Genomic DNA, 20462 nt, shown 5'->3' with positions numbered 1-20462 from the left:
CATGTTAGTCTGGGGCGTATTAATCTTAATTGCTTTAGTTTGGGCTGCTTGGTTGTTTGGGCAGGTATTTACAGGGAAAAATAGAATCGTTATTTACCTGTCGATGTTGCTAATCACTTGTTTCGGCTCGCTAGCGATTTACTATTTTGAAGGTGCTCATCAAGAACTGGAAAACACCGCAGCGTTACACCAGCGATTGAATGGACTTGATTTAAAAGAATTAGCGAATAAGGCGGATCAAAAAGAAATTACCATTCAAGAATTATTGGCGGAGCTTCGATTAAGAACGGAAAGTGATCCTGATAATTTCGACAAATGGAAAGAACTGGGTAATATCTTTTTGCGGTTTGGAGAAATCGCGCAAGCAGAGCAAGCCTTTAATCGGGCTGTTGCTGCAAAGCCTAGTGCTGAAACCCGAATTGAATTTGCACGTTCCTTTATGGAGCAGGGAAGTCCTGAAGCCTTTGAGAATGCGGAGCGTTATTTAAACCTTGTGTTGATGAATGAACCAAGCCATGAAGGCGCCTTACTGATGCAGGGTATAAATTACTTTAAGCAGCAAGACTATCAAGCCGCTATCGACTACTGGCAAGAGTTACTACAATACAGAGAAAAAGGCACGGATTCTTATCAGCTAATCAATGAGCAAATTGCACAAGCAAGGCGTTTGCTAAAACTCGCTGAACTGAATCACATCCGTATTGTAGTCGATAACGTCGACTCACTCCTTTTAACACGATACAAGAAAGCATTTATTCTTGTGCGCAATAAAAATGGCGGTCCTCCTTTGGCGGTTAAATCTGTTGATGTCTCAACATTGAGTCAGCCACAAAAGCTTACTCCGAGTCATGTTATGTTACCTGGCGTCGATTTATGGGAAGCGAAGGACGTGTATGTCGAGGTGCGATTATCGCAAAGTGGTCTAGCTCAGCCTGAGCTAGGAGATCGTTTTGGTAAGACCAGTTTACAGAAATCATTAACGCCAAGCGAAACCTTTCACATAGAAATCACGGAAGTGGTGGAATAGTGTTGCTTAAGTGCTTTTTTGCGTGACTTTTGTCTCAAAAAGCGCGAAATTTAGACTAAATAAAAAAAATCTGTAACAAATTCAGATATGGTAAGTCTAAGTTTCTGAATAACTTAACTAAAGTAAGCAACCTAGGAGTAAGTTCTATGTTAAATAAAGACAAGAAAAAGTTAGCCGTCATCGTTGGTGCATCAATCGCAGCTTCTGCTGCTATGGGCACAGCTGCTGCAAGCGACAATCCATTCGCATTAAACGATCTTCAAGCTGGCTACGATCTTGCTAAATTCGACGCAGGTGAAGGTAAATGTGGCGAAGGCAAGTGTGGTGAAGAGCACGCCAAAGAAAACGAAGGTAAGTGCGGCGAAGGCAAAGCCGAGAAAGAAGGTAAGTGCGGCGAAGGCAAATGCGGTGAAGGAAAAGCCGAGAAAGAAGGTAAGTGTGGCGAAGGTAAATGCGGTGAAGGAAAAGCCGAGAAAGAAGGTAAGTGCGGCGAAGGTAAATGCGGCGTAGCTTAATTTTCTGAGCTTTGACACCTAAGGGTGGTGGTTTCACCATCACCCTTAATTCCAACTTACATACTCTTCAAAGGTGATTTTTTGTACCCAGTAAGCGGAGCAGGACTAGGTTTAAGACGTGACTTCATGCGTGAGTTCGAAGCGCTAGACGCTTCAAACGTTGACTTCATGGAGGTAGCGCCTGAAAACTGGCTGCCATTTGGTGGTCACCTAGAACAGGTGTTTGCCCAGTACGCAGAACGATTTCCCTTTGTCATCCATGGACTATCATTATCAATTGGTGGGCCAACGCCTCTTGATACAACTTTTGTTAAAGAAGTCGCTGAGTTTATCAAGAAATATAGCATCCGCTGTTACAGCGAGCATTTAAGCTATTGCAGTGATGATGGTCATATGTACGACCTAATGCCAATACCTTTTACAGAAGAAGCGGTGCACTACGTGGCCGATCGCATCAAGCAAGTCCAAGATATTATAGGTCAGCGTTTGGCTATGGAGAATGTGTCATATTACGCTGCACCTGGACAAGAAATGTCCGAGCTTGAATTTTTTAAAGCTGTGGTTAAAGAGGCGGATTGCGATATCTTGCTAGATATCAACAATATCTACGTTAACAGCATTAACCATCGCTATGATCCAAAAGAGTTTTTATTAGAGCTACCGAAAGAACGAGTTGCCTATTCTCATATCGCGGGTCACTATGATGAGGCTGATGATTTAAAAGTAGATACCCATGGCGCTGATGTCAAAGATGATGTTTGGTCATTACTCGAAACGGCTTATCAGCACTTTGGTGTGTTCCCCACGTTACTTGAGCGTGATTTCAATATTCCTGAAATGCCTCAGTTACTATCGGAAGTCGATAGAATTAAAGCGTTACAAGATAAATACAGCGTGAAGCATGACAATCAGCCTGCAATCGCTTAGAGATGTCACCACATAGAGTCAGAGCCTATGGCTGAATCATTACCAAAATTTCAACAACTTCAGTATGAGTTTGCGAAGAACCTGAGAAACCCTGCCAAGTATCAATCCCCAACAGGTATTGAGTCACGCCGGATGAAGGTGTATCAGGATTTGTTTTATAACAATATCGAGAACTTCTGTAAAAACAGCTATCCAGTACTTCGTTCAATCACTTCTGATGATAAGTGGCACCGAATGGTGCGTGACTTTTTCACCGAATACCGCGCCGAATCACCTTATTTCATTGAGATTTCGAAAGAATTTTTTAACTACCTTTCGGAGCACCGTAAATCCGAGGCTGATGATTTCCCTTTTATGCTCGAGTTGGCACACTGGGAGTGGATGGAGGTCAAAACGGTTTCTGCGAAGGAAAATATTCTAACGATTCCGCATGAGCGAAACGGTGATTTGTTTAACGAACCTGTGGTTGTATCCCCATTGGCACACAGTCTAGTCTATGAATACCCTGTTCATCGAATTGGGAACAGTTTTATTCCCAATGAGCCACCTGAGACACCAACATTCTTGCTTATCAGCCGCAATCGTAAGCATGAGGTGGACTTCATGGAAGGTAATTCAATGACTTATCGTCTGCTGGATATATTCATTGAGCACTTGCACGAGGGGCGTCAAATTACTGGCAAACAAGCTTTAGAGCAGTTGATTAAAGAGACTGGCTTCCCAAACCCTGAACAATTACTGAATGGTGGTCAACAGATTTTAACGGGTTTACTAGAACGTGACATCATTCTAGGAACCGCCTAATTAAACCCCGCCAATCCGTGGTTTTGCACTGGTCATAACTGTTCCGGTGCTTTATGATTAGCGCATATTAAGAAGATCAAGGTTATTGAGGAATGAAAAGTAACCACATCATGATATTTTTGTCAGCGTTGCTGCTGACCGCTTGTGCCACAACAGGCGACAATCCCAAAGACCCCTATGAAGAACGCAATAGAGCGGTCTGGGACTTTAACCGTTCGATTGATAAAGCTGTTCTTAAACCTGTAGCAGAAGGTTATCAGTATATTACGCCCGATCCTGTTGAAGCTGGTGTCTCTAACTTTTTTGATAACTTAGGTGAAATTTCAAATATCGTAAACTCCCTGTTGCAAGCTAAATTTGGTGATGCAGGGAAAAGCACCGGACGCTTCCTTATTAACAGTACCATCGGCTTAGCAGGTTTGCTTGACCCTGCTACTGAGATGGGTATTAAAGAACAAGACGAAGACTTTGGTCAAACCCTTGCCGTATGGGGCTTTGAGTCTGGGCCATTTCTGATGTTGCCATTAATCGGGCCATCGAACCCAAGAGATGGTATTGGGTTTGCGGTCGATTCGTTTGGTGTCTACAGTCCTTACGATGCGTTAAATGATTCTCAAACGGAATGGACATTACGTTCTTTATGGTTGATTGATACTCGCGCTGAGTTGTTACCATTAGAAGAGCAACTGGAAGAGGCGTTAGATGAGTACTTGATGGTCCGCGATGCCTATCTTCAACGTAGAGAGTTTTTGATTTATGATGGTCGCCCACCGATTGAAGATGAGTGTGAGTTTGAGGAAGATTGCGAAGAGTGGTAAAACTAAACCATTATGCCCATCGAGTTTAACGACACCTTAGTTATCGCCATATCGTCAACGGCCCTGTTTGATCTGGCTGAAAGCCACCGTATTTATATGGAAAGCGGTGTTGATAGTTACGCCCAATATCAAATCGAGCATGAAGATGAGCTTTTAAAGCCAGGCGCAGCTTTTGGCTTGGTTAAGAAGCTTTTATCGCTTAACGATACTAAGAAAGATACGCCAAAAGTCGAAGTGATTCTATTATCGCGCAACAGTGCTGATACAGGCTTGCGCGTGTTTAACTCGATCGAGAATCACCGCCTCCAAATTACACGTGCAGCTTTTACATCGGGCAATAGTCCTTATCTGTATGCTGAAGCGTTTGGCGCGCACTTATTCTTATCGACCAACCCAAAAGATGTCCTGCAGGCAATAAATGCGGGTATCGCAGCTGCAACCATTGTTTCGCCGACACAGTCGAATAATGAAACCGATATTATCAAGTTTGCTTTCGATGGCGACGCGGTTCTTTTCTCTGATGAAGCTGAGCAAATTTTCCAGCAAGATGGCCTTGAAGAGTTCACTCGCTCCGAAAAGCAGTCAGCACAAAAACCTTTAGAGGGTGGGCCATTTAAAAACTTCCTGCAGGCTCTCCACAAACTGCAAAAAGAATACACCCAAGACAACTGTCCGATCCGTACAGCGCTTGTCACCGCGCGTTCGGCCCCCGCACATGAACGCGTGATTCGCACATTACGCTACTGGGATATTCGTATTGATGAAGCTCTGTTCCTTGGTGGTATGGACAAAACTAAATTCCTCAAAGCTTTCGGTGCCGACGTCTTCTTTGATGACCAAGAAGGGCATATCGACCGTGCAAAAAGCCACATCCCCAGCGGGCATGTTCCGAGTGGTGTGATTAATTCTTAAGTATTCTTTAGTCTAGCGAGTATCTATAGCAATCATCACTTGCAGATTCGCGATGCATATATGCATTGCCTGAAAGTCGTTTTTGCATTAAATGTAAAATATCACTTCTAAAAGTATGTTTTAAGCTTTAAATGTTCATTCTCAATTGACTTAAACTTACCTATCAATAAAATTTATTCGCTTAGTATTCCTATAAATAAAATATTAGGAAAAAATAAAAAATTGAGGGAGATTTTAAGGTGGGTAGACTATCTTTATTGTTCAAGATAATTTCATTTGCGCTTTTTACTTTAATACTGTCAGGAGAGGCTGCAGCTGTATGTTGGGAGCCATACAGTGTGGACGAGCCAACTGCTGATGACTCAAAAGGAAATAAAAAAAATAAAGAAAGGCGTGGTAATCGAGGAGGAAGCTCTTCTTCGGACTATACGACTAATTCAGGTGAGTGTGATACGGATGAGCCCACGCCAACCCCCGGTACTGTAGGTTCGCCTACAGTCTCAGTAACCAATAGTACGAGTGGCACATATACAGTTTCTTGGTCTGCAGCTTCTAATATGGATACTTCGGGTCCAGGACAGCAAGGATATGAGCTTCTAGAATACAAAAACGGTAGCTTTGTAAAAACATACCACACGTCTCCAACGACTCGTACTCAGTCGATTTCGAATAACCCCGATGGTAATTATAAGTACAAAGTTAGAGGTTGTAATACTAATTACAGAATGGGTGTCCCAGTATGTGGTAATTATAGCTCGTTAAGTTCAGTAAACTATGTAAGACATAAACCCTCTAAAGCACAGGCTCCGACGGTAGCAGATACATCAATAACTAATGGCAATATTTCTATTAGCTGGCAAAAGCCAACTGGAACTGTAACTGAGTATGATGTGATTGAATATAAATCTGGAGTTAGTGGCTATGATGTGGTTGCCAATAATACTACCGCAAAAAGTTTATCACTTTCTAACCGCAGCAATGGAGATTATAGTTACAGAGTTCGAGCTTGTAATGAGTTCAGTTGGGCTTGCGCTGCATACAGCTCTCATAGTGATACAGCTAAAGTACGTTATGTTCCTTCGAAACCATTAAATTTATTACCTACATCCGATATAAGTACAGGAAGCGTGGTATTAAACTGGGGCAGACCCTCTGGAACTATAAATCATTATAGAATTCAAAAAAGGAAAAATGGTGGAAGTTGGAGCAAGGTTAATTACAGCCATGCAAATACTAGTATAACTGTTTCAGGTTTATCTGATGGTAGTTGGGATTTTAGAGTCAAGTCATGTAACGACTATTATTGGGCTTGCTCAGGTTATAGCTATTCCTCTGATGTTACTGTCAGGTTAAAGCCTTCTACCCCATCAGCCCCTGATACCTCACCCTCAGAAAGTCTAGATGGTAGTATTGACGTAACTTGGAGTAAGCCTTCAGGGACGGTTACAAAATACGACGTTATTGAGTATTTATCTGGCTCACGAGTTGATGATGAAGCTGTTGGGGATACAGAATATACTTCAGCATCGTTAGTTGGCAGATTAGACGGTGACTATACATATCGAGTTCGCGCATGTAACGAATATGATTGGGCATGCTCAAGTTATAGTGGCCATAGTGCTGCTGTGACAGTTAACCATCCAATACCAGATACCCCGCCAAGCATTTCAGTTCCATCTTTAGTGACAAAAGATAATTATAGTATTAGCTGGGGAGCGAGCACTTCAAACTTTACGGACCAATATCAGGTATCTCAAAAGCATGAAGCAGGAAGTTGGTCTGGCTGGACATCGGTTTCAGGTACGAACACAATGGTGACAGTCGATGAGGGTGGCCTGTGGACTCATAAAGTTAGAGCTTGTAATGTGCTACCCGATGATAGTCGTAAGTGTAGTAACGCTAAAATTTCTAGTGAGGTTGATGTGAAGCTTCCTCCTGATTGGGGGCGCGTTGGCGGTGTTGTACCTGATGCAACCTATATTCCTAGTACGAGTCTCAATTCAGACCAGACAGTAGGGGCTTTGGAAGGTAGTGGCGGTGTTTCTGGCGGTGCAGCAACTTACTCTATCCCAATTGTTATTCCTCCTGGCCGTAAAGGAATGCAGCCTAGTGTTAGTTTAAATTACTCTTCACGCTCAGGAAATGGTATTGCTGGTGTAGGTTGGTCAGTATCGGCAGGCTCTAGTATTCACCGTTGCGGTGCAACGGCTGCCCAGGATGGCCGTACTAAAGCTGTCACATACGGAACAGAAGATAAGCTATGTCTTGATGGGCAGAGGTTAATAGCAGTTAATGGTAGTACTTATGGAGTGTCAGGCGCAGAGTACCGAACTGAGCTTGATAGCTTCGCTCGAATTACTCAGTCTGGAGATATTGATAGTGGTTATGGTTCGTTTACTGTTGAGTTTAAAAATGGACGTGTGAGTCGTTATGGCACACAAAACCAATCACGACATAAGGCAGGCGGTCGAGCAGAAGTATTAACTTGGGCTATTGAAAGCACGCAAGATCCTTCTGGTAATACAATCACTTACGATTATTACCACTATCCAAATGGTGAAAACTTGCTACAGGCAATTCACTATACTGGAGTTGATGGTTCTGACGGGAATCGACACGTTCGATTTATATATGAATCCCGTCCAGATCAGGCCCGCTCTTATCTGGCTGGAGGGTTAACAGTTAGCACTAAGCGCTTGCAAAAGATTCAGACGCAGTACCAGTCGCAAACAATTCGTGAATATAAACTGTTTTACACTAACAGCCAGCATACCAAGCGTTCATTATTATCGAGTGTTCAGGAGTGTGCATCTGGGGTTTGTTTAAAGCCGACAGTATTTGATGTTTACAACAATCTTCCTGACTGGGATAGCAACGACTCAAGTAATAGTGCTAATCAAGCTATATCCGAAGTAGGTGATATCAGTGGCGCAAACTGGGTTAAACCCATGGACTTGAATGGTGATGGGTTACCAGAAGTCTTATTCCAAACTCCTGCTTATGATGAGCAAAACAATTTTGTGGGTTACACCTCTAATATTTTCACTCGTGATAATCAAAGTGGTGATTTTGTTTCGGTGGGAGAGCCAGATAATGGTGCTTATCTTTTTGCACGAAATATTGGTGATTTAAACGGCGATGGTATCAAAGACCAGTTTGTAACTGACAGTTATAATCGCGCTTATTTACTGCAGTTTGACTCTTCTTTCAAATTGCAGACAGTGGGCACTACTAATATTACTATGCCAGAGAGCTTCGAGCCTCATAAAAACTGGGGTAAGAGTACACTTCAAATTCTGGATCTCAATGGTGACGGTTATCAGGATTTTTTATTTGTTGATGATAGTTATAAAGTCCAGGGATACTTTAACCGAGCCAATGGAGAACTTGAATTCGACGGTCCTTATAACTTAACCACATTGCAACAATACCACTATGATGGGTCTACAAAGCAGGAAACTCCTAGCTACCGTGATATTGATGGGGATGGTGTTATTGATGTTGTCAGAATAGGTCAGAATAATACAACCAGTAATATAATTACAGTCGACTTTGGAAAGGTTAGTAGCTATGGTCGCTGGGTAGTAGATGAAACAAGATCAGCAAATGGTTTAGGGTTGCCATCGAACCTTTATCATAACCAACATATCTTTGCTGACTTGAATGGCGATGGATTAAGTGACTTTGTGCGACCAGTGAAAACAACGAATGGTTTTGATTGGCGGATAAGAGAAAACAAAGGTAACAGAACCTTTGATACCGAACGTTCTTTGGGTACGGGGGCAGGGATCCATGAAGATAACTTCCTTAATGAAAATCTCCGCATTTCCAAGCGGGTACAGTCATTATGGGGGAATGGTTTACGTATAGCCGATATTGATAATGATGGAGCTGATGAACTGCTTGTTGCTACCGGCAGCGATGATCATGTGTGTGTTAATTTTACAGGTAACCCCAATGCAACGGGAGATTTTGAGCCTTATTCTATAAGAGCTTGCGGCGATGATCTACACGGGACACATGCATATGAGAACCACTTACCTGAGCAAGAAAACCCTAGAAAAATACAGATTGACTGGGCCCGTTATGATACTCGCCGTTTTAAGTGGAGTATTCTAGACTTTAAACAGTCTACGAATGGGCCTGCATTAGATCGAGAGATCCCTAATGTGGTGCAGGCACCTATATCTACAGGTAAAGTGCTGCCTGATGGACGATTAGTTACAGGTTCTGGTTTGGAGCTAGAAGATGTAGATAATAATGGTGTGCTCGACTTTAGTTATAGTATGTTGACTGCTTACCATATAGGAGCTAAGGCACCTAACTCAATAACTGTTGGTGGAAAGCCCTATTACAACGCGATTTTGTCAATGAACTATCAATCTGATAGCCCAGCGTATGCAGAAGGTTACTATCAACAAAAGAACCTCATGGGCCTTGAAACTGATCAAGGTAAGCTAGCCGACTCAGTATATCAAGTGACTGACGGTTTGGGGCGAGTCCAGGAGTGGGAATATACACCATTGTCGCGCTGGCTGACTGGTCGAGCTAGTACTCCTTTTTATGAGGTGCCAGAAAACCGTTACATTAACTGGGATGGTAACAAAGAACACTTTTATTTTACTTCGTCAATGTATGTCGTCTCGGAAAGTAAAAAGTCAACAGGTCTAAAGGACTCAAGCGGCGAAGATATTTTTAATACTAACCAATACAGCTATAAGGAAGCTATTTACAACCGTGCTGGTCGTGGTTTTCAAGGATTTAGAACCATCATAGTTGATAACTTAGCGTCTGGTATACGCTCGGTGAGCGACTTCCACCAGAAGTTCCCTTTAGCGGGTAAGCTGGACACCGTTCGTACCTGTCTGTCGGACACAACTGATCCAGAGTGTGAGTACAACCCAATTTCAATGCAGGATTATGATTGGAGGATTTGGCGCAACGGCTATATTTCCAACCAAGAACTTGCAACAGAACCGAATAGCAGTTGGACGGTATCGCCGGGGGCGCGTTATGGTGTGGCACCTTTCCAAAGCTTAAGTAAGACTTACGATTTAAATAATGGAGCTTATCTATATAGTAACTTGAGTGAAACCAGTGTTAATGGCTACGGTAATGTCACGTTCCAGAGAAAAACCTATTTCGAAGATGAGATCGCACAGAGCAATAAGGTTATTAAAGAGATTGATAATAGCTACTATGTAGCTGATGAAACCAACTGGTCGATCAATCTGCTCAAAACAAAGACAGTTACCGCTAGGGCCGTACAAAATATTGATGGGGAGCACGCTCCAGTAGCATCTGGTACCAATACTACAAAGTCAGTAAAAACAACATACGTCTACAATGATGAGCGGCTTCCTGAAACGATCACGACGACTCCGGTTCAAGGTGGAGGACAAAGCAGCAGTGTGGGAATAACCTATACTGCATACGGGTTACCGAAAACGGTGACTACTTTGGGTAAGCATGCTAGTGGCACATTGATGCAAGCGCGCACGGTCTCAACCACTTATTCCAGCGATGGTTATTTCCCTAAAGAGGTGACAAACGCTAAGGGCCACAAGACCACCACCGTCATTGACGCCGCCCACGGACAGCCGCTTTCGGTTACTGATGCCAATGGGGTGTTAACCACTAATGGCTACGATGCTTTTGGTCGATTAATATCCACCACAACGGATGGTGCTCCTACCATTTACAAAGGGTACAAGTGGTGCAGTGGAGTGAATAACGGTAGCGCTTGGTGTCCATCTAATGATCATGCTGTGTACCGAGTGACCCAGGTGCAGGCCGGTAACCCTACGGTACATCGATACTTTGATCGTTTGAACAGAGAAGTAACGTCATTAACGCGCAACTTCCAAAATACCAACTGGCTGCGTGAACATCGTCGTTATGATGAGCGTGGGTTGTTAGCCTGGGAAAGCAAGCAACGGGATGTAGCTGATGATAGTGCATACACTTATACCTATTATGACTCATATGATGCTCTCGGACGTTTATTAGAAAAGCGTACGCCACAAGCTAATGGAGGGCACTTAAGCACGAGTTATTACTATGATGGCCTAGTAACGGAAATTTCAGCTGGCTCACTGTCTATGAAAAGGAAGTACAATGGTTTAAGCCAGCTCGTATGGACTGAAGATGCGATGCAGGGCATGACTCGATATGCTTACGATGGCGCGGGAAATCCAATATCTCTACAAGATGCGAATAGCCATACTATCCATGCTTGGCATAATGCGTTAGGGCACAAAACGAAAGTCAACGATCCAAACATGGGCATCAAAACATTTGGTTATAATACTTTTGGTGAGGTGGAGTTGGAGACGGATGCCAATGGTGATACTTTGACTATGGATTATGATGTTTTAGGGCGTCTAACAAATCGCGAGATTAATAGTACGTTACAAGCCAGCTTTAGTTATGATAGCAGGCCTAACGGTAAAGGATTGTTAGCGAGTGAGAGCGCAGCGGGGATAAACAAGCTGTACTCTTATGATGAGAGTTCTCGACCGAAGACAGTCAAAACCACCATCGATGGTGTGCTTTATACGACGACCACAGAGTATGATGCTAATTATGGCCGTTTGAAGGCTTTGACCTATCCGAGTGGTATTAAAGTCGCTTACGATTACACCGATACGGGTTATTTATTGGAGTTGAGCAACGCGCGAACAGGCTATAGTTATCAGAAAAAATCTGATGAGGATGCCTACGGTAACGTGACAGAAGCGACTTTAGCGAATGAGACTTTGTCACACAGTGCGGATTTTCACCCTGCAACAGGGCAGATGACTGGAATATTAGTTAGGCGTGTTCAAGGGGCTTCACCGTTACACCAGATAAGGTATCAATACAATGACGAGTTTAGTAATCTGACTCAACAGGTTATGACGACGGAGTCGGGTGCCCAAAGTACCGAAACCTATGACTATGATCCGCTACACCGCTTAACTCTCAGCGTCAGAAACTTATACAGTGGCAATGTAGTGCCAGCTGTGAGTTATAGCTATGACGCTGTAGGTAACCTCATTAGTAAGGGGGATTATGCGGGTACGATTAATTACGGTAACTTAGGGAAAGGTAATGCTGCTAACGCAGGTCCGAATGCTGTCCAGTCGATTCTAAAAAATGGTACCTTGATTGATGATTACGAATACGACAATAACGGTAATATGCTGTCGGGTGATGGCAAAACCATTCAATATAACGCATTTAACAAGCCGATAAGCGTGAGTAAAAACGGCGTTACCAGTACGTTTGAATATGGTGCCGACCTGTCTCGTTTTAAGCAAACGAAAGGTACAGAAACAACTTTATATATTGATAAATTGGTGGAGATAAACAAAAAGGGTAATACCACAACGACTAAAACTTACATTGGTGACGTTGCGATTGTTGAGAAAGAAGAGGTAGCAGGAGCGGCCATTCCTAGCCACAACATACGATTCGTCCATCGAGACCGTCTTGGCTCTGTAGTGACTTTGACGGATCATAACAACCAGATATTGGAGCATAGAAGTTATGATCCTTTTGGCAAGCCACGAACAGGAGACTTTGACGATGTAGCAATTCCAACGCTTAAGGAAGCGGTACTAAGCGATCCACACAGCACAGAGCTTTCGAGTGATGTACCATTCACCAACAGGGGCTTTACTGATCACGAGCACTTGGATGACGCTGAGCTCATTCATATGAATGGACGCGCGTATGATTACAATCTGGGACGTTTCCTATCGGTTGACCCGTTCATTCAAGCCCCTGGAAACAGTCAGAGTATGAACCCGTATTCATATATCATGAATAACCCTATGGCGGGGACAGATCCGAGTGGGTATAAAGCAGAATGTGAACAATCCCTAGGTAAAGGCTGTGGGGATGATGAGCCTAACAAAGAGCGTAGAGAAAAGCGAGGGCAAGGCTTCTCTCAAGACTGGAGGACAGTTTACCAAGCTGATAACGGTGCGGACATTGTTCATACGTTTGCAGTAAAAGGAGATGCTACGAAAGTAGAAGAAATTGGAAACCAGGCCGAATCGGAAGGGTATGAATTAGTTACAGGTAGGAGTAACACAGATGGTACGTCAGTAGCTGTTTATACTAAAACTTACTCGGGAGGGACTGATGGGTTGGAGAGGATGGCTAGTTATGTGAATAAAGCGAGCATTGGAGCTGAGGCCGTTGGATTAGCTGCTGCTGCTGCTTCAAACGTGACAATTGTTCCTCATTTCAGTCCAGCTGGAGGAGTTTCAAGTTGGCAAGCAGTAGTTGGGAATACTGCAAAGGCTGGCATGCGGATAAACTTGTCAGGATTGTCTGCGACAGCTAATACTATAGGTAGGTGGTTAGGTGCAGCAGCCCCTCTAATAAATTTGGGTGCTAACTTAAATAGTGACTCCTATACTACGTCAGAGGCTTTTTTCAAGTTGTCGATGGATTCGAGTGTTGCTGCTTATGCTATGTATCTTGGTGGTTGGGCTGGGTTAGCCGTTGGTGGAACTTATATGTTTATGGATTATCATATGCAACAAATGGGAGGCTGGAAAAATGGTATAGCTGTTAATATGCAGCTTCAAGGACAAATGTATGGTGTAATGAGACAACTTCCTAGTATGGTAATACAACATATGAGCGGAGCTATGAGAAGAGGTTTTAATAATATGTATAACGATACGCGTAACGGTTTCAATTCTTTGGGAAGGGAAGCTATGTATTACTACAGAAGGCCTGAGGCTTTCAAAAGAGACGCGTTCCAGTTGCCTTTATTTAATAGCGATACAATGAGGTAGCTGCATGATAACTTTTTATAGACGAATGTATTACGGGTATTTCTTATCATTGAAAGATAAAGGAAGGAGCGTTAATGAGGCCGACATTAGTATCTTTGTTGGTATGTCGAGATTTGTTTTTTATACAATAATATTGTTTTTCTTGCGATATTACGGTGTTTTCAGTTTGACGAGAGAAAATGTTTGGTATGCTGTGATTTTCTTCGTGCTCTTTGAGGTACTGCTATCAAACTTCCTTTATGGGAAGAGTAAGTTGGAAAGAATAAAAAAAGACTTTGACTCTTTAAGTGAAAATAAACAAAACCTTTATAAGAAAGTAGCAACTGTCATTACTCCTATATCCGTTATTCTTTCAATAGGAGTTTTGTATTTCACATACGGGGTTGGTTGAAGTTTAAGTAGGCGTAGATACCATCTCTCCTGACCGACTTCAATAGGCTAATTCAAGCCGTTTGGGGTCGGTATTTACTTTGATGTTTAAGCAAGCATAGCCTTGACGAGCGTATGCGAACTTGCGGTTTGCTTCTTATTAGTTTTGGCTTCAATGTTATAGAGGTTTCCTCACGACTGATATGTTGTGAGGCGCCATAAAATTTTCTTTAGTGTATGGACAGGGCTAGTTTTCATCTTCGATCCCTAGATCTATTCTTGTTTCAAGAGCAATAGCCCACATTGCTTGGATGAAGTCTAACCCATTACAAAGGTGGGTATGTACCATCAAGTTGTCAGTTTCGTGGAACTCTCCATTGCCCATCAACTTATAAACCGTGTTTCTGGTTTGGACGATATTTTGCTCCATATCGGTATAAATGATCGGAGTACTGCAGACCCAGAAGCCCGGCTCGAAAGGCCTGTTATAGTCTTCAACGATGATTCCTCTGACGACTTTGTATAAGACTTCTTCATTGTTAAAAGTCACCAGCTCCCAATCTTTAATCACACAATCAACTTTACTCATAGTCAGCCTCACTCAAAAAAATGTGTTTCATTCGAGCTAAAATCGTAGCAACTATCGACGTCGGCTGTTTCCGTAAGAGCGGCGGCTAAAGCATAATTTCGGTGGCTAGAGGATGTTGGAATTGGTGGCGAAGGCTAATTATTTTGCAGTTAAAAGGCGTAATGCCATACATCGAATATCCGTATATAACAAAAAATAGTAGCATAATGCGTTGAAATCTGTACTATTTATGGTTGCGCATATAAAAAATCTAACATGGGGAATAAAATGTCAATTTTAAATAAGTTCTTAACTGAGCTGGGCACTAATGCCAAGTTACTGGAAGACTACAAAGCTGAGCCTGTTGCGACAATGAAAGCGGCGGGTTTAAATGAAGACGAAATCGATGCTGTCCAAAGTGCAAATATCGCTAAAGTCAAAGAGTTAGCTGGTGATGGGGGAGAGTATCCTGTCGTTGTTCATAATGTAAAAGAGCATAACTTGTAATCTTTAAGTGAAAAAGCTTGTATTCATTCTGGTCCTGTTATCGGTATTCGGCACAGTAAATGCGGATATAGAGCGGGACTTAAAGCTATTAAGGGAAAGCAACACAAGAGACTCAGGTCAAGCATTTCGTTTGATTCAGGACTTACAAAGTCGTTGGGATGAGTTTGAAAGCGATGAGCAGAAAGCACGGTTTTATGTTCAAGAATCGTATTTCTATATACTGAAGTCAGAGAGTCAAAAAGCAAAAAAGCCCTTGAGATTACTATTACAGCTAGCCGATGTGTCTGAGGACTCAAGGTTAGCTGCATACTCTTTGCTGTCTCAAATCTACATGGGGCTGAATGAATATCAAAAGGCTTTTAATTACCTGTTTGACGGCCTGTCAATAGCGCCAAGGATTAAAGACGAATCCTTACAGTTTAACTCCTACTATGCTGCGGCTAATGTTTTTGTGGAGCTAGAGGCTTTTGATGAGGCTCTAGAGTATGTTCACAAAGCTAACGAAATCGCAGTAGCCATGAATGATAACCGAAATCAGTGCTACGCCAAGGCATTAGTAGCTAGTATCTTTTTAAACCAAGACGATGCTACCGACCACGAAGGACGACTTAAAGACGTTATTGATTACTGTAAAGGATTAAACCTTTTGGTTATTGATGCCCATCTTTATAAGAATTTAGCGCAAAACTACCTTAATCACGACCAGTTGGAAAAGTCTGAATTGGCCTACAGCACAGCGTTAAAGATATCTGCTGATAATGGCTATTTGCCTGATGTTTTGCAGATAAAGCTTGGTTTGGCTCGAGTTTTTTTAGAGACTGGTGAGTTGGAGAAGGCTAAAGTCTATATTGATGAGGTTTTACAGGTAACTGCAGTACAGGAAGCTGGCGTAAACCGAAAAGACGCGACAGAGTTACTCGCGAAGTATTACGACAAAAGTAATAACCATACTGAGGCTTATAGAGTCTTATCTGAGCTAACAGTCATTCAGGACGAAATGCTGGCTGAACAAGCCAGTAAAAACCTCGCTTATCAAAAAGTCAAATATGCTCACTTAGACCAAAATGCACAAATCAAGATCTTGGATCAAAAAAATAAACTACTGGCTTTGACTAGCCAAGTGGAAGAGCAGTCAAAAAGAAACTTTCAGTTGCTCCTAGTCATAGTATTAATCTTATTAACAGGGATTTGCTTGTGGTTATGGCGCGTAAAAAAACAAAAAGAACGTTATCGAAAGCTTTCGCAAATAGATGCTTTAACCAACACCCTAAACCGCCGATATGCATTAAAGTTGGCTCACGAAGTTCATCACAATAGTCTTATCAATAATAGCCGTTACTGCGTCATTATTTTTGATTTAGATTATTTTAAAACCGTCAATGACCGTTTTGGTCATGCCATGGGCGACTGGGTCCTAAAAAAGGTCAGTGACTGCGTAAAGGAGAGAATACGCCCTGTTGATGTGTTTGGTCGGCTCGGAGGTGAAGAGTTTATCGTCATCTTACCTCAGTGCACCAGTGATGATGCTAAAAAATTCATTGAACGTTGCGCTGAGGCCTTTAAAGAGATAGAGCATGCCAAGCTGCCTAGTGATTTCACCGTTACGGCAAGTTTTGGCGTTGCTGCAAAGAGTAATGGTGAGTCTTTAGAGGAACTGATTATTGAGGCTGATAACGCCATGTACCAAGCTAAACGTAATGGTAGAAACCAAACTCAGGTTTATTAAAAAATACTAGTATGACAAATAATAACAAGGCGGGCTCTTTAACCTGCATCGGTACCGGAATTACTCTTGCAGGCCAAATAACAACCCTGTCGAAAAACTACCTAGAACAAGCTGAAAGCGTTTTTGGCATTTTGCCAGACAAGCTGTCAGAGGACTGGGTTAAATCACTTAACCCTTCATATCAAAGTTTGCAATATTTATACGCTGAAGGAAAGTCCCGCCGTCAAACCTACCAAGATATGACAGAAGTTGTTTGTCAGGCTGTGCGTGATGGCAAGAAGGTTGTACTGGCGCTTTACGGTCATCCAGGGATATTTGCTTGCGTGGGTCACTTTGCAATTGAACGATTAAAGGGGGAAGGGTATGAAGCTCAGATGCTACCCGGTGTTTCTGCCGATGCCTGTCTTTACGCAGACCTTGGGTTCGATCCCGGCACTACAGGATGCCAAGCTTATGAAGCGACCCAATTCTTGTTTAGCGGGGTGCCGTTAAATACATCAGCCTATACGATTTTATGGCAGATAGGTCTAGCAGGGGAGCATACGCTTAAAACCTTTAAAACAACTCAGGACAACCTTGAGGCGACCGTCAGGATTCTGAATAAATGGTTCCCACTTGATCATGAAATGATTTTATACGAGGCGCCCTTTATACCAGTACAGAGCCCGCGTATAGATAGGTTTAAATTGAAAGATCTTCCGCAGATGGACTTAACGTCTATTTCAACGTTAGTTATTCCTCCATTGACAGGACTGAAGCTAGATAAAAGCTCTCTAGATGAGTTTGGCTTGGATATAACCGATTTTGGTTAAGAAAAGTCATACCTTGATTATTTGTCATACATAGTGCATCTTGTCCCTACTTGATTTTGGGGATATTGAAATGATTCGTAATATAGTATTTGCGGCTTTTTGCCTATTAAGCTTCTCGTTATCTGCAGCGACTTTGGATGCACCAGAGCGTGCGGAGGGCGAAGGTCCTTTTGAGCGATTGATTTTACGTGGTGGTATTGTTATTGACGGAAAGGGTGCGCCACCGTTCGGACCTGTCGATATCATTATTGAAGACAATACCATTGTTTCAGTGCGATCGGTCGGTGCTCCCGGTGTTGCGATTGATGAATCCAAGCGGCCTAAAGCGGGCCCTGCTGACAAGGTCATCGATATTTCTGGACACTATGTATTGCCGGGTTTTGTTGATATGCACGGTCATATTGCTGGTAGTGTTGATGGGTTGCCAGCTGAGTATCCGTTTAAGTTATGGCTTGGTCATGGCATCACCACAGTTCGTGAGCCCGGCAGTTTTAATGGTTTAGATTGGACCTTAAAGCATCAAGAGTTAAGTGACGATAATGATATTACTGCGCCGCGTATCGTGCCGTATGTTGGCTTTAATATGGATTGGGATAAAGAGATCACCACGGCTAAAGAAACCCGCCGTTGGGTGCGCCATGTGGCCGACAAGGGTGCTAAAGGCATTAAGTTCTTTGGCTTGCCACGCCCAATGATGGAAGCTGCGCTTGATGAGGCCAATAAGCAAGGTTTAGGCACCATGATGCACCACGCACAGTTAAACGTGGTGGGTACCAACGCTTTAGACTCGGCTCGCTTAGGACTGACGTCTATGGAGCATTGGTATGGCTTACCTGAAGCTTTATTTGAAGATAAAGTGATCCAAGACTATCCACTTGAGTACAACTATAACAATGAGTCACACCGCTTTACTGAAGCCGGCCGCTTGTGGCAACAGGCTGCTAAAAAGGGCTCTGACAAGTGGAATAGTGTGCGCGACGAACTGATTGAATTGGACTTTACGCTAAATCCAACGCTTACTATCTATGAAGCGAGCCGTGATGTGATGCGTGCTCGTAATGCGCCATGGCATAAAGACTTTACTCATCCAAAACTAAAAGCTTTTTTTGAGCCTAACCGAGAATCACACGGTTCTTACTTTTTCGATTGGACAACGCAGAACGAAATCGATTGGAAAAATAACTATAGAATCTGGATGAGCTTTCTCAATGATTTTAAAAATCATGGGGGGCGAGTAACCACAGGTTCTGATACTGGTTATATATACAAAATATTCGGATTTGGCTTTATTCGTGAGTTGGAGTTGTTGCAAGAAGCAGGCTTCCATCCATTGGAAGTTATCCAGTCAGCAACCATCAATGGTGCTGAAGCGTTAGGCCTTGATGATAAAATCGGCACCATTCAAGCCGGTAAGCTAGCTGACCTTGTGATTGTTGAAGAAAACCCGATTGCGAATTTTAAAGTCTTATACGGCACAGGCCACTATCGATTAGGCCTTGATAATCAGGCTGAATATGTAGGCGGCGTAAAGTACACCATCAAAGACGGTATTGTCTTTGATGCGAAGCAGCTTCGTGACGATGTGAAACAACTGGTAGAGCAAGCAAAGCAGTCAGATTAGTAAAAGCCCGAATTCGTTCAGGGTGACAAACGGGGGAGGCCGGGTAGGCCTTCCTTTGTTTAATTGCTATCCGAGTAAATCTTCCAAGGCTTCTTCGACAGTCGGGTACTCAAAGGTAAAACCTTTTTCTTCAAGCTTCTTAGGGAACACTCTTTGTCCCGTTAAAAGCATCTTCGCCATTTCACCAACGATTATTTTTAGCGCAAAGGGTGGCATGGTTGCGAAGGTCGGCCGATTGAGTTGTTTGCCTAATGCTTTTGTTAAACGCTCATTGGTAACAGGGTGAGGTGCTGTTAAGTTAAACGAACCCGATAAATCGTGGTTGTTAATTAAGTACATCAAAGCCCGAACATGATCTTTAATATGAATCCATGAAAAGTATTGATTACCACTACCGAGTTTGCCGCCAAGCCCAAACTTAAAAGGCGTGACCATTTGTTGCAGGGCTCCTTCATCGCCTAATACCACGCCCGTTCTGATACAGCATACACGGATACCAAGAGACTCTGCTTTATAAGCCGCGTCTTCCCACTGCGAACATAACCTGACTTGAAACTCTGATGCGCTACCTGAGGTCGAGCTTTCGTCTAACTCTTCATTGCCTCTTGCGCCGTAATACCCAATAGCTGAGCCGCTGATGAGTGTGTGCGGTTTTTTAGACTGACCTTTAATCCACTCTAATAAGTTCTCTGTTAGATTTAAGCGGCTCTCAACAATTTCTTGTTTGTAGCTATCAGTCCAACGCTTAGCTGATAAGTTGGCTCCGGCTAAATTGACGACGAAATCAACTGGAGCGACTTCGGATAAGCTACTGGTTAGTGTGACATTATTAAAGGTAGGGTAGGCACGGTATTTCTCTGGCGAGCGCGTTAGAACCGTAATATTAAAATTTTGTTCCTTGAGCACCGGAACGAGATTGCGACCGATAAAGCCTGTTCCACCTGTAATCAGAATATGTGACATGACAACACCCCAACGTTTCTTATGTTATAAAACTACTATAACAAATGCCGTGTCATGATTAAGTGAAGAGGGTATAGGAATAGCAAAAACACAAAAGG

General features: G+C 42.9%; 13 protein-coding genes. 11 read left to right on the top strand and 2 right to left on the bottom strand.

What is annotated here, in order from left to right:
* The first annotated feature begins 1 nt into the window (after nt 1).
* From KFK88_RS11430 to KFK88_RS11400, 7 genes are all read left to right on the top strand, one after another.
* Nucleotides 2–1027, top strand: a complete 1026-nt coding sequence (locus KFK88_RS11430) for a tetratricopeptide repeat protein (RefSeq protein ID WP_223579801.1) — start codon at nt 2–4, stop codon at nt 1025–1027.
* Nucleotides 1028–1173: 146 nt separating this feature from the next.
* Entirely contained in the window at nt 1174–1542 is a 369-nt protein-coding gene (locus KFK88_RS11425; RefSeq protein ID WP_223579798.1) for an HvfA family oxazolone/thioamide-modified RiPP metallophore, read from the top strand.
* Nucleotides 1543–1623: 81 nt separating this feature from the next.
* The gene (locus tag KFK88_RS11420) at nt 1624–2469 is read left to right on the top strand and encodes an HvfB family MNIO-type RiPP peptide maturase (protein ID WP_223579795.1); all 846 of its coding nucleotides are present in this window, start codon (nt 1624–1626) and stop codon (nt 2467–2469) included.
* Nucleotides 2470–2496: 27 nt separating this feature from the next.
* Nucleotides 2497–3273 (top strand): HvfC family RiPP maturation protein, encoded by a 777-nt coding sequence (locus tag KFK88_RS11415; protein WP_223579792.1) that lies wholly within the window; start codon nt 2497–2499, stop codon nt 3271–3273.
* Nucleotides 3274–3365: 92 nt separating this feature from the next.
* Entirely contained in the window at nt 3366–4091 is a 726-nt protein-coding gene (locus KFK88_RS11410; RefSeq protein ID WP_223579789.1) for an MlaA family lipoprotein, read from the top strand.
* A gap of 12 nt (nt 4092–4103) precedes the next feature.
* Nucleotides 4104–5003: a 5'-nucleotidase gene (locus tag KFK88_RS11405; protein ID WP_223579786.1), complete on the top strand. Its 900-nt coding sequence runs from the start codon at nt 4104–4106 to the stop codon at nt 5001–5003.
* Between the two features lie 338 nt (nt 5004–5341).
* Entirely contained in the window at nt 5342–13798 is an 8457-nt protein-coding gene (locus tag KFK88_RS11400) for a SpvB/TcaC N-terminal domain-containing protein (RefSeq protein WP_223579783.1), read from the top strand.
* A gap of 616 nt (nt 13799–14414) precedes the next feature.
* Here the strand turns inward: KFK88_RS11400 and KFK88_RS11395 are convergent.
* On the bottom strand, nt 14415–14756 hold the full coding sequence (locus KFK88_RS11395; protein ID WP_223579780.1) for a DUF6957 family protein: 342 nt from the start codon (nt 14754–14756) through the stop codon (nt 14415–14417).
* Nucleotides 14757–15023: 267 nt separating this feature from the next.
* Between KFK88_RS11395 and KFK88_RS11390 the strand changes: the two genes are divergently transcribed.
* The 4 genes from KFK88_RS11390 (at nt 15024) to KFK88_RS11375 (ending at nt 19401) form a co-directional block, all read left to right on the top strand.
* Nucleotides 15024–15242, top strand: a complete 219-nt coding sequence (locus KFK88_RS11390; RefSeq protein WP_223579778.1) for a hypothetical protein — start codon at nt 15024–15026, stop codon at nt 15240–15242.
* A 7-nt stretch (nt 15243–15249) separates the two neighbouring features.
* On the top strand, nt 15250–16968 hold the full coding sequence (locus tag KFK88_RS12050; RefSeq protein WP_223579775.1) for a tetratricopeptide repeat-containing diguanylate cyclase: 1719 nt from the start codon (nt 15250–15252) through the stop codon (nt 16966–16968).
* A gap of 11 nt (nt 16969–16979) precedes the next feature.
* A complete protein-coding gene (locus KFK88_RS11380; RefSeq protein ID WP_223579773.1) occupies nt 16980–17780 on the top strand; it encodes an SAM-dependent methyltransferase in 801 nt (266 codons plus the stop codon).
* A 70-nt stretch (nt 17781–17850) separates the two neighbouring features.
* Nucleotides 17851–19401 (top strand): amidohydrolase family protein, encoded by a 1551-nt coding sequence (locus tag KFK88_RS11375; protein ID WP_223579770.1) that lies wholly within the window; start codon nt 17851–17853, stop codon nt 19399–19401.
* A 66-nt stretch (nt 19402–19467) separates the two neighbouring features.
* Here the strand turns inward: KFK88_RS11375 and KFK88_RS11370 are convergent, their stop codons facing one another.
* Nucleotides 19468–20364 (bottom strand): TIGR01777 family oxidoreductase, encoded by an 897-nt coding sequence (locus KFK88_RS11370; RefSeq protein WP_223579767.1) that lies wholly within the window; start codon nt 20362–20364, stop codon nt 19468–19470.
* Nucleotides 20365–20462: the final 98 nt, after the last annotated feature.

This window comes from Kangiella taiwanensis (assembly GCF_020005165.1).
Lineage (GTDB): Bacteria > Pseudomonadota > Gammaproteobacteria > Enterobacterales > Kangiellaceae > Kangiella > Kangiella taiwanensis.
Note: the sequence above shows the minus strand (reverse complement) of the source record. Positions and strands in the feature narration are given on the sequence as shown.